Raw genomic sequence first — 15,981 nt, 5'->3', positions numbered from 1 at the left:
GAAGGGGGAGGAAACAAGGAGTGGAAAAGTGGATGGTTTATCAAGAAGTACATCAATTAAAAAGAGATGGTTTTTCAAACATCAAGATTGCAAAGAAATTAAACATTTCAAGAAACCGAGTCATTGAATATCTGAATATGACACCAGAAGAGTTTACTGAATTTATTTATTCATTGCAGAACCGAACTAAGAAACTTGATCCTTATCAGGATCAAATACTGATGTGGCTAAGAGAGCACCCTGACATGACAAGTGCACAAATACATGACTGGCTTCGTGAAAGGCTAAAGGTTCTATCGGTAGCAGAGAATACGGTAAGAAACTATGTAAATGATTTAAGAGATAACTACCATATCCCTAGACAATCTACGGGGCGAATGTATGGTACTGTAGATGAACTCCCTATGGGACAACAGATGCAAGTTGATTTTGGGGAGATATTCATATACACGAAGTCAGGGCAAAGAAAGAAACTTTATTTAGCTGGGTTCCTCTTATCTCATTCTAGATACAAGTATATAGAATGGATAGATCGACCACTTCGCACAAGTGATTTGATAAGAATGCAGGAAAATGCCTTTAGGTATTTTTGGGGAATGACTAGTGAAATTGTATATGATCAAGATCGACTATTAGCAGTTAGCGAAAATGCTGGAGACTTAATATTGACAGAATCATTTACTAAGTATCATGAAACCAGAAAGTTTAGTATTTATTTGTGCAGGAAAAATTGAACAGGTTGTGAAATAAGTTAAAAATAATTTTGCCAAGCATCGTTTATTTGAGAACCTGGAATTATGGCAGAATTCATGTTTGAACTGGCTTAAAAGAACAGGGAATTATAAAATTCATCATAATACAAAGAAAAGACCTTTCGAAGTGCACGCCCTAGAAAAGCAGCACCTTCAAAAGATCAATGGAAATTACATTTTTGAAAATGTGTCCTCTATAAATATAACAAGAAAGATTCATAAAGACAATGTTATTCGCTATGAGGGGAATCGATATAGTGTTCCTCTCGGAACATTTCAAAGTGGCGCAGAAAATATCGCTTATATCTCTGTAACTGAAGAAGATTTAAGTATATATCTTCACCTAAATAGTAATCCAATTGCTAAACACAAATTGTCAAAAGAAAAAGGAACAGTTATAACGGCCCCTGATCATCGACTAAGAACGCAAACAAAGAAAGATAAGCTAGCTCAAGACATATTGAATCTATTAGATAATCCAGAGGATTCAAACTGGCTCATCGAGACATTAATAGAACGTTATCCTCGTCATATTAATGATCAATTTAAGGTAGTACTTAATACCGCAAATAAATATCCTGGTTATGTAAATGATGCCGTTAAAGAAATGAAAAAACTTGGTTTAACAAGTGCAAATGATTTAAGAGATATTGCGATCTCGTTAGAGATGCAAAGCAATAAACAACTACCACCGAAAGAAGTGATTAATGAAAAATATAAAGACATTAAAGCACCCGAGCGTAACCAAGATATCTACCTCAAAGTTCTTCAAGGAGGTAGTTTGAAATGACAGACTTTTATAAAGTACTTCAGGATAAGTGTAAAACGTTGAGGTTAGCAGAAACCGCTAAAGAACTACCAACCATGCTTAGAGAAGCAGAGTCAAAAGGATGGACATACCATGAGTTTATAGATCATGTATTTGGATATGAATTAGCTTGTCGTGAACAGAAGAACTGTGCGAAGCTGATGAAATGGGCAGAGTTTCCCCAGCAATTAACACTAAAGCAGTTTCACTTAGAGGAACAATCTGCGATCGGAGACAAGCAATTAAATGTATTAAAAGAGTTGTCTTGGATTGAAGAGAACTTCACATTAATTATGATGGGCCCACCTGGGGCGGGAAAAACTCATCTCTCCACAGGATTAGGTATTCATGCGGTTGAACAGGGGTATCAGGTTTCTTTTGTATCTATGGAACGCTTACTCTATGTATTAAAAACAAAAGAATATATTAGCAAATCAAGAACACGTCACAAACGGATTACTACATCAGATTTAATCATAATTGATGATGTAATGTATATGGCTTATGAAGCAAAGGATGCCCAACTATTCTTTCAATTTATATATGAAATGTACGATAAAACAGCGTTTATTTTGACTTCAAACAAAGGTCCAAGTGAATGGGGAAAATTTCTTGGAGATACAACTTTAACAACGGCGATCTTAGATCGCCTTCTCCATAGAAGTGAAATCATTACATTTGATGAAACCCAAGACAGTATCAGAATGAAATACCGTCAAGTATTATTTCCAGAATCAGGTGTTGAGTCTTAATTGCGAAAAACTGTTGAATGTTATTTGTGAAAAATTGTTTAATTCTACTTGTCGGTTACAGTTTTCTAATTTGAATATGTAAAATTTGTGTAAATGTTAGTGAAATGTAGTATTTTTATCTATTAGTTATTGAACTTAGGAACTTAAACTTTTATTAATTTACTCTCTAGTCAACTTACTAATAAATACATAAAGAAAATAACCAAAATTATCTCCACTGATTTTTTATGTTTTCTCATCCTGTTCAATTTTAAATTTTACAAAACACGGATTAAATGAATCAGCAAACAACAGATATTTGTCTAATGGATAATTTGTTAGATTTGTCACTATTTTGTGCAATTGAATTTACTGCTTCCTTCACTTTTTGGCATGTTTTCCGTCAAAATGAGGATAAAACTCCTCGTCAATTTCTAGTCATTAAGGAGTGGAAATAATACCATTTATGCATAGACAGAGGCTAACTTCCTTTTTCTACTTTATTTTATAAATAAAAAAGCAGATTTTCCATGTATACATGGAAAATCTGCTTTTAATAAGCTTATAATATATACAGTAATTCTTTTAAGATTATTTCAAAATTAAGTGTTTATTAAACTAAAGGAGGTTCTCTTTCTATCTCTATCATTGGCCTTTAAATCAACCCAATTAGACCTATAAAATTCAAAGTCACACAAAAATACTATGTTACCGTTTACAAAGCTTTTAACTTCTACTAGTGCGCGGCGATTTTCAAAATCGGTTTCTTTTACTTTAGCTTTTGCAATTACCTTATCATTTTGTTTAACCTGTTCTAGAAAACGCATATTTGCTTGAGATGTTAACGCTAGTTCATCATTTATAACTGCTATCGCTAATGAATTAGCTTGTGCAAATAAATAATGCCCCCTAACAATCTGATTACGACTAAACACATGTTCATTTCCTTCTATTTCTAGAATCGATACCGCAGAATTATCAAGTTCTAAATCAATAAGTTCTCCAATCACTTCGTCAATCGGTAACAAACGGAACTCTTCCTTTTGACTGTCATAGGCAATATTTTTTATTCTTTCTCTATATTCAGGAATTGATAATTCAAGTCGATCTAACCTTATTGTTTGTATACTTACGTTCAGTATTCTTGCTAACTCTTTATCTTTTATAAACGGAGTTTCTGAAATTATCTGTTTTAATAATGTTTGTCGTTTTTCTATTTTCCCCATATCGACACACCTTTTTAATTATAAGTTAAATATGATAAAAACGGCGGAAATATTAATCACTTTAGTATAAAAATAAATTAAGCTTTGCAGAAAAAATTCAATAGTATTTCATTATATCCTTGTATTTTTTAGAGAGCACTTCGATTCAAACTTCCATAGTTTAAAGTTTAAAAGTATTCTGATTCTTTCTCTGATTTTATCTACTTTCTTATTTATACCTTCCATCCCTTTTTAGGAGACAAGATTTTGGGATAAAAGATATACTTTGGAAGCCTGCTTATATCTAGATTCGAAGATTTGTTGGAAGCCTCAGTCCGTATCCGCAAGTATTTACGTGGTAGTTATTTCCAAATAAACAGAATACCTTTTGATTAGGCTTTGTCTTTTGGTGAAATTGAGATAGATAAAATTACTGGTTATTCAAACTACACTTATGCAACGATAGTGTAAAATTATATCTATATTATTATCTTCTAGATTCATTTGTAAATTCCTTCTATTTTTCCGAAAAAAATTTCAGTATTTTTAAAATACGCTTAATGTATCGATAAAGGCAATATCTCCAACCCACTTCATAAATAGTAGTTGTGGAATTGGATATTTCCACAACTACTATTTTTTCCTTGCTTGGTGTTGTGATAATGGAGCAAATGTCCGATTATTCCATTAGCCGCTGAACACATTTAAGACTAACCTGATAACCTTCTTTTTATATAATGGATTCTAGGCGTACCAAAACGTTGCTTACTATCTACATGGATTTCTATAATCGTTCGGTTAACTCTCTATTATCTCGATCACGGTTCGATTCTCTTTATTTAACGAATCATAAAACGTCCTTCTCGGAATATCTAACAGATTACAAAGCACTGGATGGAATGCTGATGTGAATTCTTTTATAATACACTTGTTAGCTCTGTTAAACTTACTTTGTTAAGACTATGGCCATTATAGACAGGTTTCCTATTAGCAAGGTTTCATTTCACATCGTAACTACCTATTAAGATATTATTCTTTTTTGTTTGTTAAGTTTATCTGCCAATACTTTCCCCTTCTTTATGCACATATATCTCATCTTCCTCAATAGAAGCTGGTAGAAATATGAATGAAACCATTATACCGAATATCGCTATAGCAAAACATATCCATAGTACATTATTCATTCCCATAATAAATGACTGATAAAGGTTATCTAGTAGCTCTGGGATCGTTAAATTCTCCACAACTACAGCTCCTGCCGCAACGCTCTCCTGAACAACACCTCTTACTTCATTAGGGAATTGTTCTAATTGTAAATTACTTCGATATCCAGAATTCAAAATTGACCCAAAAATTGCAACTCCTAGAGCACCACCAACCTGTCTACCTGTTTGTATAACAGAAGAACCAATCCCACTTTGCTTACTTAATAGAGCCCCTAAAGCTAGATTCATCACAGTTGGCATAGCCAAACCCATACCTAATCCAAAAACAGCTAACCATGTCCCTACAAACCATTCAGTACTATCTATCGTTGTATTTGCTCCTACTATCGTTGCTAACGCAATCAGAAAAAAGCCAGAAACAATAATCTTTTTTTCTCCAAATTTAGCCACACTTATTTCTGTCAAAATTCCACCTATAACTAACCCTGCAACAAGGAATAGCAAACGCAAACCACTTCCAAAAGCATCTGTCTTTATTACAACTTGGTAATATAGCGGAATGATGAAAAGCATACCAAATAACAAGATATTAACAAGTATAGACAATACCATCGACCACCGAAATACTGGTGTGCGGAATATAGTCATGTCAATAAGTGGATATCTAGTTTTATACTGCCATAGAGCAAAAAGTCCTACTAAGAAAAATCCGGTTATTAATGTTAGTAATGTTAAGCTATTGTCCCATCCTCGTGCTCCTGCCTCGATGGTACCATATGAAACACAAAATAATCCGATACCAGAAAGCAAGATACCAACAAAGTCAACTCTAGATTTCTGTTCACCACGAGATTCGGGCAAAAATAAGATCACAGCTATGCTTGCTAACATAATAATAGGAATATTTAATAAAAAAATCCATCCCCACCATAGATAATCTAAGATCCAACCTCCTAAAAGTGGACCAATTGGTAATGATAACATGGTGCCAATCATAAGAATAGAAACTGCTTTAGATCTTTCTCCAACTGAAAAAATCACCGGAAGAATGGCAGTAGACAAAGTAATAACAAAAGCTGCAGCAATTCCTAATAATACTCTGCCGATAATAAATAGTTCAGCATTTGTGGCAAATGCGCAAAGCAATGAACTTGCAGCAAACATTATAAATACACAAATCAGCATTTTTTTACGCCCAAAGCGATCACCTAGTAGTCCAGCAGGTAACATAAAAACAGCAAGTGCTAAAGTATAAGAATTAATAAACCATTGCAATTGATTAGTTGAAGCATCAAAAGTAACTGATAAAGTAGGTAAGGCAATATTAAGGATTGTCATATCCAATCCAACCATAACCGCTGCTAAAGTTAATGCAATAAGTGCCCACCATTTTGATTGTTCATGTTTTGTACTTTTATAATTTGACATAAAAAACACCCCTCCTATGTGACTTTATGAATTATTTTATTTTTAATTCATAATGATGCGATAAAACCTATGAATTGTAAAGTAACTTACAATAAATTGATAACGCTTTTCCTATTCTAGAAAGTTTTAAAATTAAACATCACCCTTTAACATTGAGTTTGGTACTTTTATGTAAATCTGTACAATGCCTTCAGTATGTAAATATTGCAGAAAAACAATTTAATACAACTCAATTTTCATTAAATATTTAGAAGTAAAGAAGGGACATTCGATAAATTAATATGCATAATAGTTTTTCTAGGCAGACAAATAGATATAATATATTCACCTAAAATACAACTGAATACCTTATATTGCGAGAAATTAGTAAATTCGCTCATATAACCACCATCTACTTTTTCTATTTGACTAATGGAATAAATAGATAAAGGAGCAGTTAAACCCGTTTTTAATACTTTTGCCAATGCCTCTTTTACAGTCCACATTAATGTTAAACCTACTAAATTTCTACAAGAGATTAAATCTAGTAATTTATGCTCATGAACAAGCATTTGAGAAATTAAAATCGACCTGTTTTTACCAGAAATTTCCTCTATGTCAACAGCCATAGGATGCTCTTCAGGAAAAGAAATAGCAACTGCAATATTATTAACATGGCTTATGCTTAATTGTGTGCTCTTCAGGTTGTTATTCTCGGAATAAAGTATTGGTTGATTAAACACTCCTTTCGTTATGGTAAAGTTTCTTAGTTCTTTATAACCTGTTAATTTTGCGACACTTTTTTTCCCAACATATCTTCCTAAACAATATTCAAGTCTTCTTTTACTAACTTGTAACTTCTTGTATTCTAATATTTCAGTAGGAGTTAATATATTTATCAAATCATTTAAACTATCAAGTGCAGCATATCCTATAACTACGCAAGCCTTAAAAGTTGTATTCTCTCTATCCAATTTTATTAAGTGGTATATATCTTGTACCACACTTATCCCCCTTAATATTCCCCAAATATTTTGTAAATTACACATAGGCTTCAAGCCCCCGACAAGCACTGAAGTCGGACTTGGTATAATGATTTAAAAGTAAAATCGAACTTTTATTGTAGTTATTCGTGTTGACAACTATATATAATGTCGGCTCTAATTCGGGAAGAAAAGGAATTGTAGAACTAATGGCTAATCTATCTTTGTGAAATTCGCTTCGTACACCATCCAAGAACGTTTGGATTCTAGAATGGAATTATGTTGACTTGCGATTAAACATTTTAAATAATATATATACATATATAACCTGAACACAAAATCCTATTAATATATAGATATTACTATAAAATGCCATTCCATAACTTTTCATGAACGCTTCTGAAACCCAAAATGTTGGTAAAACACCCAATAATAAAAGCCATTTTGACTCTACAATGTATGTTAGAACAGGAACAATTAAAATTACTCCCATCGCTTTCCCTATAGCTAGCCCTTCAACTTTATTATTTGCAACCTTTGCTAAAAACAATGCCATTATTGGAGTAATCATGGCTGCCATCAACACTACAGGCAATATTCTAATTGTAAAATCAACAAGTCCTGTATATATAATAATAAAAATTGTTAAAATTGTACTAATCAACATAGGAACAATTAAGCGATATAATAGATAGCCTGACTTTGACACCGGTGTAACAGCTATATAGGACAAAACGTTATTGTCCATTTCTTCTAAAATCATTAAACCTGCCATTATCCCAAGCATAAATGGTGATAATAAGATCACAAAGCTCATTATAAAAATGTAGTGATGTTCAATAGAAAATGGGAAAATCCCATTGAAAAATTCTGAGAAATGAGAAGTGGATAGTTTGATGAATAAAGCTAATGCAATAGGTGCTAACATAGAACCTAATAACATAGAGTCACGTGTAATATTTTTAATATCTCCAATAAGGAAGGTTATAAAAGTTTTCAATTTTTATCACTCCCAATATTTAAGATGATTGATTTGTAAAAGGAATGACTCGCAAAAATATAAGCTATTCCAATCCAAATTATAAGCGTGACAACTGCATATAACATCTTCCATGCCGATAAATTTATAAATCCACCTTCTATAAGAATAAGAGTTAAATGTGAAGGTATAATATAAAATAGCCTTGTATGAAAAATGTTAAGATAATCTAGTAAAGGTAGAAAGAAGATTGCTGAATAAAGAGCCGAGATTATAAAATAGCCATTAAGAGTTTTAGTTCGAACAGCCAAAATAAATCCGACGAGTGTAAAAAAAATAGCGCTTAAAATGGCACCTAATAAAAGGGGCCATATATTTATTTTAAATCCAGTAGTAAAAAAGATAATGATAAGACAGACTACCACTGTTAGCAGAGTGAAAGAACACACTTTAGTTATAATATAATCCTCTATACGAAAAGGAGTCACAAAAAGACTATCAAAAGTATGCTGTGACTTTTCTAAAAGGATGACTCCCCCTATAAAATAGAATCCAAGCACAACAGGGTCTGTAAATATCACCAAAATTTTGGTAGTAATAGATACTGATTCTGGCACCATATTTATTAAAAAGATATAAGCAATCGCGATAATTAGGTAAGAATGGATTATTCTATACCTATAAAGAGACAAAATATCAAATTTTAAAGCAGATAAAAGTCTCATATAATTTCCCTTCCTGTCACCTTTATGAATATATCCTGTAGCATGGCCTCCTGCGTGTGCATTCTCTCTATATCCTTGAATTTAATAATATTCATAAATTCTTCATTATCTCTTAGCCCTTCCATAGAAAAAACGGATGACTTCATTTGATGATTTTCCCTGTATTCAATCTGCAGTTTCTTCTGACCGTAACGCAATTTCAACTCACGTGGAGAATCAATTACATTAATTTGGCCATCTATTACAAAAGCAACTCGGTCACAAATCTCTTCTGCAACATTCATGTTATGAGTAGTTAAAAAAATTGTTTTTCCTTCCACTTTCTTATTTAAAATAATATCTTTTACCTTTTCCATATTTACTGGATCTAGTCCTGATGTAGGTTCGTCTAAGAAGATAAGTTCCGGCTTGTTCAAAAGCGAGCGTACTAAATTCAATCTCATTTTCATGCCTTTTGAAAAACTTGAGACTCTACTATGAGCATGTTGTTCAAGCCCAACAGATTCTAGTAGTTGTTTCGGGTCCTCTTTAGATCCAGAATATAAAGAACTGAAAAAATTTAAATTCTCTAATGCAGTAAATTTATTGTACAGATTAGGTAATTCAAAAGACACACCAATTTTCTCATAGTAATCCTTATCAACATTACTAATCTCTTTACCCATAACACTTACACTTCCTGAATAGCCCTTAAGAATTCCGATTAAAATTTTTTGTGCGGTACTTTTCCCTGCGCCTGAGGGACCTAAAAAACCGAAGATCTCTCCCTCTTCTACTCTAAAACTCATCCCCTTGATAGTTTTATGCTTGTTCGCCGGATAAGTAAAATACAACTGGTTTACGTTAATCATGTATACCCTCCTTTTTAATGATGGTTTTTATAAAACTAAAAAAGTAAGATAATAGTCATTAGATGATCATAAATGGTGTACTACACTGAACTGTATGAAAAATGTAAACCCAACACGGGTATTTTCAACTTTAGCTTACTTTCACAATTGGAACCATCCCATTTACATAGGAAACACCTCCATAATCCATAGTTTTCGATAAATTCATTTATGTACATGTTTCTATCGTGTATGCTGACGCCATTTTCATAATGGTTATTAAGGTCAATCGTTCATTACATTTATATACTATTTCAACTGATGATTTTATATATCTAGTAATCAGAATATAATCATCTACGCTTCTTCCTCTTCGAAAACAATCTGATTTTCAGCCCAATCTCTTGGTTCTGGTTCATTTAACATCTATTTATTTTTATGTGAATATAAAAATAAAAAAATTATTTATTCACATAAAGTTTATTCTAGGTTACTTCATTTAATTTGTCAATTGTTACCTAAAAGTTCTCTTTAGTTATATTAGTTGAGAATAGCATGTTCGTTACATACCATTCTCAACTTTTTTAAGGCGTCAGTGCAGACTCTTCTGGGTCATATTTAGGACATGACTTCATTCTTAACTTTAATAATAGCTTTAATCGACCGCTTTACAATAGTTAAAGAAGGTTCTTCAAGAATGTTAAAATGGTCGCAAGGGACTTCAACAATATCTAATTTTCCTTTAACCCATTGATGCCAAGGTTTGGTATAGTCATAATCACCATATACATTAACTGGGTCTAATCCCATCCAATTATCCGCACCAAGAAATCCATCTGTTGCTTTTAAATACAGAACATTACCGTAATAAGGTTTAGGTCTGTAGGTATCATATGTTGATCCTGCATAATCATTGAGTCTGCAGGCACCTGAAATAAAATTATAAATATCCTCAACAGTTAGAGGGCTATTTCCTCTTTCTTTTGCTAATTTCGCAATATGCGCGATGTGTAGATTTGGGTGAACACCTTCCAAATCCTCGGAAAGGATAAGTGCTGCTTTGTTTTCTCGTGCGTTCGCAAACTCGTTCCCCATCATCAATTTAAAAAATGAATTATTGGGATCACTATTTGAATAAAATATTTCATTCGCTTCTGGGTGAGGAGGAAATGTATCAAATAAGATCAACTTCTGTACTTCCTCTCCTTGCTGCATAAAACGCTGTGCCATCTCATAAGCAATTATCCCTCCAAATGAATATCCCCCAATGATATATGGTCCTTGAGGCTGGGCAATCCTAATACACTGCATGTAATGATTAACCATTTCTTCAAAATCTCTCGGCATCGTTTTTCCATCAACACCCCTTGCTTGAAACACGTAAACAGGGTATTGGTTACCTAAGGCAGCTGACAAATTATTATAAAATGCAGCTAAACCAGGGCCACCATGGACAAAAAATGCATTTTGATGATGCCCTCGGCCATTGAGTGGGATGAGTTCTGGTGGTAATTTCACTCTTTTTACTGGAATATCTCTGTGCTGTTCAACATTTCTTGTTTGAACTGAATGTTGATTTTGTGGCACTGTATTTAAGTCTTGAAGTAAACCTTCTCTCTTCAATTCGTCCATTACATGTCTAGATAATTCAAAAAGTGTTGGATATTCTACAATCACAGATAGCGGAAGAGATAGATTGTATACTTGTTGTATATCCTGTACAATAACAGACGAAACGATAGAGTCTACCCCATACTCTCCCAAATTAAGGTCTTCTTGAATTTCATGTTCCTCTAACTTTAATACATTAGAAAATATACTTTTCAGTTCAACAATGACCATGCGTAATTCTTCTGATGCTGTATCTTCATTTTTTAGTACCTCTTTAGCAGCTGCTACTCCATCATCATTTAGTACATTTTTATGATTGTTGGTAGAGGTAGATAAAACATCAAAGAAGTTACTCCCATTTTTGGAGTTGTTTTGATGCAGATCAATCTTTTGGTCATTTTGTATAATGTTATTACCTTGGGGAATTATTTCTGGTTTTTTATTGCTAACAGCCCAATATCTTTCCTTGGCGAATGGATAAGTTGGCAATGATATACGGAATGGCTTCTCTTCAGTATACAAAGTCTGCCAATCTACTTCCTTGCCTGAAACCCAATGTTCTGCAACTTGACCCCAATCTTGCTTATTGATCAACCCTTGAATAAAACGGTGATCATCTTGATCACTATCTTGTTCTAACACTTTGTAATTGATTTGTTTCTGACTCGTATAAAGATTACCTCCGTCCGTTCCTCCCGCAACAAACTCATGTAACAAGTTAACTAGCTCGTTTGCTTCCGAAACGACACACGCCAAACGCTCCTCCATTTCTTCCCGTCCGACTTGCAAGGTATAGATAAAATCGGTAAATTCATGCTCCTCTTGCTTGCTAAATTTATGTTCAAGATACTGAGTAATGTTTTTAGCATATTCCTTTAGCTGATTTCTGTTCTTAGCAGATAAAATAAAGATGTGCTGTTTTTTAGTTTCATAGTTTTGTTTTGGTCTCTCATATTCTTCCAGTACAATATGTGAATTAGCACCTCCAAAACCAAATGAACTGACTCCTGCACGGCGTGGAATCTCATTTCCTTTGCCGTCATTCATTCTTTTCCAATCTTGTGTTTTATCCACAATATAAAAAGGGGTATTCTTAGTATTTACGTAAGGATTCACTTCTTCTAAATGCAGCATACCTGGTAATGTTTTATTTTTCATGGACAGTACTAACTTCAGTAAGCCGGCAATTCCTGAAGCTGGTTCGAGATGACCTATATTTGTTTTTACGGATCCAAGACCACAATAATATTTCTCGTCATTTCGTTGTTTTTGATTTTCTGTTAGACGCTGAAAAGCATTTTTTATTCCCTCTATTTCGATTGGATCACCCAACTCTGTTCCAGTTCCATGAAGTTCAAGATAACTTATAGTAGAAGGATCTATCTGAGCTTCCTCATAAGCTTTTACAAGGACTTCGGTTTGCGCTTTAGGGTTTGGAGCAGTTAAGGAGGCTGCTTTTCCTCCGTGATTTACTGCTGTACCCTTAATGATAGCGTGAATATTGTCATGATCTTTAATCGCTTGATTTAAGGGTTTCAACATAACAGCTGCTACACCTTCACCTTTAACGTAGCCATCCGCATTTTTATCTAGCGTTTTGCACTTCCCATCTGGTGATAAAATACCAAGTTGATCAGAACTTATCATCGTATGCGGTGCTAGATTTAAACATATCCCGCCTGCAATCGCAAGTTCACTTTCTCCCATACGAATTGAATTTACGGCACGATGTATCGCTGTCCCAGCACTAGCACAAGCTGTGTTTGATGGCTCACTAGGTCCGTGGAAGTTAAGGAAATGAGAGACTCTGTTTACTAAAATGGAGTGTTCATTTCCCAATCCCATTTGGGCATTTAACTTTCCTTCGCTTGCAAGCAACTTCTGATAATCACTAAATTGAACACCTGCAAACAGGCCGATGTTTTTACCAGATAAAACTGAAGCCTTATAGCCACTATCTTCAATGGTATGCCACACAGCTTGTAAAAATAATCGTTGTTGTGGGTCCATCATTTCTGCTTCCAGCGGAGATATTTTGAAAAAATGGGGGTCGAATTTATCAACATCTGGAATAAACCCTCCCCATTTTGACTTCGTGGTGAGATGGCCATTAGTATAATCCTCATGGAAGTCACGCCAATCCCAGCGATCTTTCGGCACTTCTGTGATAAGATTGGTTTCCGATTCAAGATGCTTCCAAAATTCGTCCAGATTTTCCGATCCAGGAAAAATCCCACTCATCCCAATAATAGCAATAGCTTCAGATTGCCTAGAGCTTTTGGCCGTGGTGATGTGCACACCATCTTTATAACGCTTAGATAAAGGCTCTAACAATTCTTTTGACTTATTAGTCATTTGTACTTTAGGCACTTCTTTTTGTTCATAATGATCCCTGATTTCGCTTTCAAATTCTATAATCAATTGCTGACTTAAACCTTTAATATCAGCAGCTGAAAAAATAATAGTAGGTAAGATCTCCACATTATACGCATCACTCAGCTGATCAGCGTAAGCCTTCAATCCAACTGAATCAAAGCCATATTGATCAAATTCAGTGTTTATATCAAGTTGTTCAGGTTTCATTTTCAAAATATTGGCAGCATACTTTTGAATATCACTTGCTACCATTTTTTGCAATTTTTCAATTGATAGAGAATTGGATACTGCTGGTTTTAACAGTTGAGACGAATGTTGTTCCTTCACCACATCCGTAACAAATAATTTAGCAGTAAGATCTCTTATCGTAACAATGACTTGTTCAGCCTCGTTGATCATTTGTATATTGAATACTTTATCAACATCATCTCCCTGATTTACTTGTTGCACATGAACGTAACATTTGTTTGATAGGCGCTTCCTTGTAGATACTACTTTGCTCAACTTATATGGAACATAGTTATCTGTTGACTGGTTTTGAATGAGTAACGCCTGAACAGCTTGCCATGCTCCTTCTAGTAAAGCTGGATGTATCGTGTATTCAAGGGTTTCTTCAGTCTGTTCCTCTGAAATATCTAGTTGTACAATGGCCTCATTCTCTCCCAAATAACAGTTTTTAATTAATTGATAACCAGACCCATACATTACCCCTTGGTCCTTCAAACGTTTGAATAACTCTCGGGTGTTTATTTCTTGACATCTATTTACAATGGCTTTTAGATTTACCATTTCTATCTCAGTTTCCTGATGATCGTCATAGGTGAGTTTTCCTTGTAAAGAGACTTTTAAGATTTCATCATTAACTTCAGCTATCTCAAATTCTACCGTCTCTCCAAGCGAATATAGAGAAACTTCCATGTCTAGTGACCCTTCCTTAAAAGCTAAGGGTTGATCCCAAACTACGTCTTCCAATTGATAAACCATTCGTTGATTCGCCAGATTACCTGCAGCAAAGGCGATTTCTAAAGTTGCTAGACTAGGGAATATTTGTTGATTATTTATTGTATGGTCAAAAAGGTAACCCTCATGAGCATAGAGTTGTGAACTGAACTTCATTTCATTTAGTGTTGAAATATTGCGTTCAATCAATGGATGAAGTTTTTCCACTGCTCCTTTCTTCTCAACAGGTGGTATCCAGTAGCGTTCTTTTTTAAATGGATAATGTGGCAGAGGAATTCGCCTTCCAGTGCCTTGGTGTAATAAATCCCAATCAATCTCTACACCAGATAACCATAATTCCGCAAGTTTGTTTAGCTCCTTGTTAACTGTAAGATTCTTTACAAAAGCTTCCCCTGCTTCTCCGTCAAACACACTAATAGACCGAAAAGAATCCTGAACATTTCCGACATATAGATCCTCACCATAAGTCTGATCTGCACAAAATAGTTCAAGCTTACCTTTTAATTCATCTATATCAGATACAACAAAAGCCAATCGTTCATCCATTTTTTCCCGTCCTGCTTGAAGCGTGTAGGCAATATCACCGAGAAAAAGGTTATTGCCATCTTTAACATTCACAAACTCATTCTGATCTTTTTGATCGGTAAAATTTATATTTAATTCACTATACAACCATTCTGACATCGCATGGATTGAAGAAGGTTCGGAAAAAATGGTAGTGTCTATTTCCATACCATAAATTTGATTAATTTGGTGGATAATCTCAGATAAGCTCATATGATCCTCAATATAATCTGTAATATTTTCATTTATATCAATATCTTCTTTCACCACACCCATTACTTCTGAAACAATATCCACGATATCTGTTTGCAATCTGTTTATTGAAACTTTTCTATCCGCATGGTTTCTAGTATACGAAGGCATTTCTTCACTAGTTATAAATTCTATCATTTGGCGAGCTTTTGCCTTTAACCTATCTTTATCTTTAGCAGAAAGGAGAATCAACTGCGGATCATTACCTTTCTGTTTGGCTGGAATATCTTGTTCATATTCTTGTAATATCAAATGTGCATTAGAGCCCCCTGCCCCAAAGGAACTTATACCTGCCATTCGAGGAATTGTTACCTTCTCTCCATCTTCCACCACAGTTGGCTGAGCCCATTCTTCCAAATGTTTAGCAACATAAAATGGAGAGTGTTCAAAGTCAATATTCGGGTTAGGTGGTTCTGAATGTATAGAGGGAACAATCTTCTTATATTTCATCTGTAATAAGACTTTTGTTAATGCAGCAATTCCTGCCGCTGATTCCAAATGACCAATATTGGATTTAACCGATCCTATTGGTAACTTGTCTTTCTTCGATAAATTTTGAAACGCCTTGCTCAAACCGGATATTTCAATTGGATCTCCTAATGAAGTGCCTGTTCCATGGGCTTCTAGATAAC

At 34.2% G+C, this 15,981-nt stretch carries 10 protein-coding genes (1 of these 10 running past the window's edge); 3 read left to right on the top strand and 7 right to left on the bottom strand.

Annotated features, from left to right (window positions below):
* Positions 1–20 precede the first annotated feature (20 nt).
* From SH601_RS14885 to istB, 3 genes are all read left to right on the top strand, one after another.
* Positions 21–734 (top strand): hypothetical protein, encoded by a 714-nt coding sequence (locus SH601_RS14885; protein WP_319959117.1) that lies wholly within the window; start codon positions 21–23, stop codon positions 732–734.
* A 79-nt stretch (positions 735–813) separates the two neighbouring features.
* Complete coding sequence (locus SH601_RS14880; RefSeq protein ID WP_319959116.1) at positions 814–1,542, top strand: Mu transposase domain-containing protein; 729 nt, start codon at positions 814–816, stop codon at positions 1,540–1,542.
* The gene (gene istB / locus SH601_RS14875) at positions 1,539–2,312 is read left to right on the top strand and encodes an IS21-like element helper ATPase IstB (protein WP_319959115.1); all 774 of its coding nucleotides are present in this window, start codon (positions 1,539–1,541) and stop codon (positions 2,310–2,312) included. The genes SH601_RS14880 and istB overlap by 4 nt, the downstream gene beginning before the upstream one ends.
* A 581-nt stretch (positions 2,313–2,893) precedes the next feature.
* Here the strand turns inward: istB and fapR are convergent.
* From fapR to SH601_RS14840, 7 genes are all read right to left on the bottom strand, one after another.
* Complete coding sequence (gene fapR, locus SH601_RS14870) at positions 2,894–3,517, bottom strand: transcription factor FapR (RefSeq protein ID WP_319959114.1); 624 nt, start codon at positions 3,515–3,517, stop codon at positions 2,894–2,896.
* Between the two features lie 1,031 nt (positions 3,518–4,548).
* Complete coding sequence (locus SH601_RS14865) at positions 4,549–6,090, bottom strand: MFS transporter (protein WP_319959113.1); 1,542 nt, start codon at positions 6,088–6,090, stop codon at positions 4,549–4,551.
* Between the two features lie 239 nt (positions 6,091–6,329).
* Complete coding sequence (locus SH601_RS14860; protein ID WP_319959112.1) at positions 6,330–7,073, bottom strand: 4'-phosphopantetheinyl transferase family protein; 744 nt, start codon at positions 7,071–7,073, stop codon at positions 6,330–6,332.
* A 256-nt stretch (positions 7,074–7,329) separates the two neighbouring features.
* Complete coding sequence (locus tag SH601_RS14855) at positions 7,330–8,052, bottom strand: hypothetical protein (protein WP_319959111.1); 723 nt, start codon at positions 8,050–8,052, stop codon at positions 7,330–7,332.
* Positions 8,049–8,756 (bottom strand): fluoroquinolone export ABC transporter permease subunit, encoded by a 708-nt coding sequence (locus SH601_RS14850; RefSeq protein ID WP_319959109.1) that lies wholly within the window; start codon positions 8,754–8,756, stop codon positions 8,049–8,051. The genes SH601_RS14855 and SH601_RS14850 overlap by 4 nt, the downstream gene beginning before the upstream one ends.
* On the bottom strand, positions 8,753–9,607 hold the full coding sequence (locus SH601_RS14845; protein WP_319959108.1) for an ABC transporter ATP-binding protein: 855 nt from the start codon (positions 9,605–9,607) through the stop codon (positions 8,753–8,755). Before SH601_RS14845 ends, SH601_RS14850 begins: the two co-directional genes overlap by 4 nt.
* A 597-nt stretch (positions 9,608–10,204) precedes the next feature.
* A protein-coding gene (locus tag SH601_RS14840) for an SDR family NAD(P)-dependent oxidoreductase (RefSeq protein WP_319959107.1) crosses the window boundary here: on the bottom strand, positions 10,205–15,981 show its 3' portion. It continues 2,920 nt past the right edge of the window; only the last 5,777 of its 8,697 coding nucleotides appear in the window; its start codon lies beyond the right edge, outside the window; the stop codon is at positions 10,205–10,207.

It is taken from the genome of Gracilibacillus pellucidus (genome assembly GCF_033949965.1).
GTDB classification, from domain to species: domain Bacteria; phylum Bacillota; class Bacilli; order Bacillales; family Amphibacillaceae; genus Gracilibacillus; species Gracilibacillus pellucidus.
This window is presented reverse-complemented; position numbering and strand designations above follow the sequence as displayed.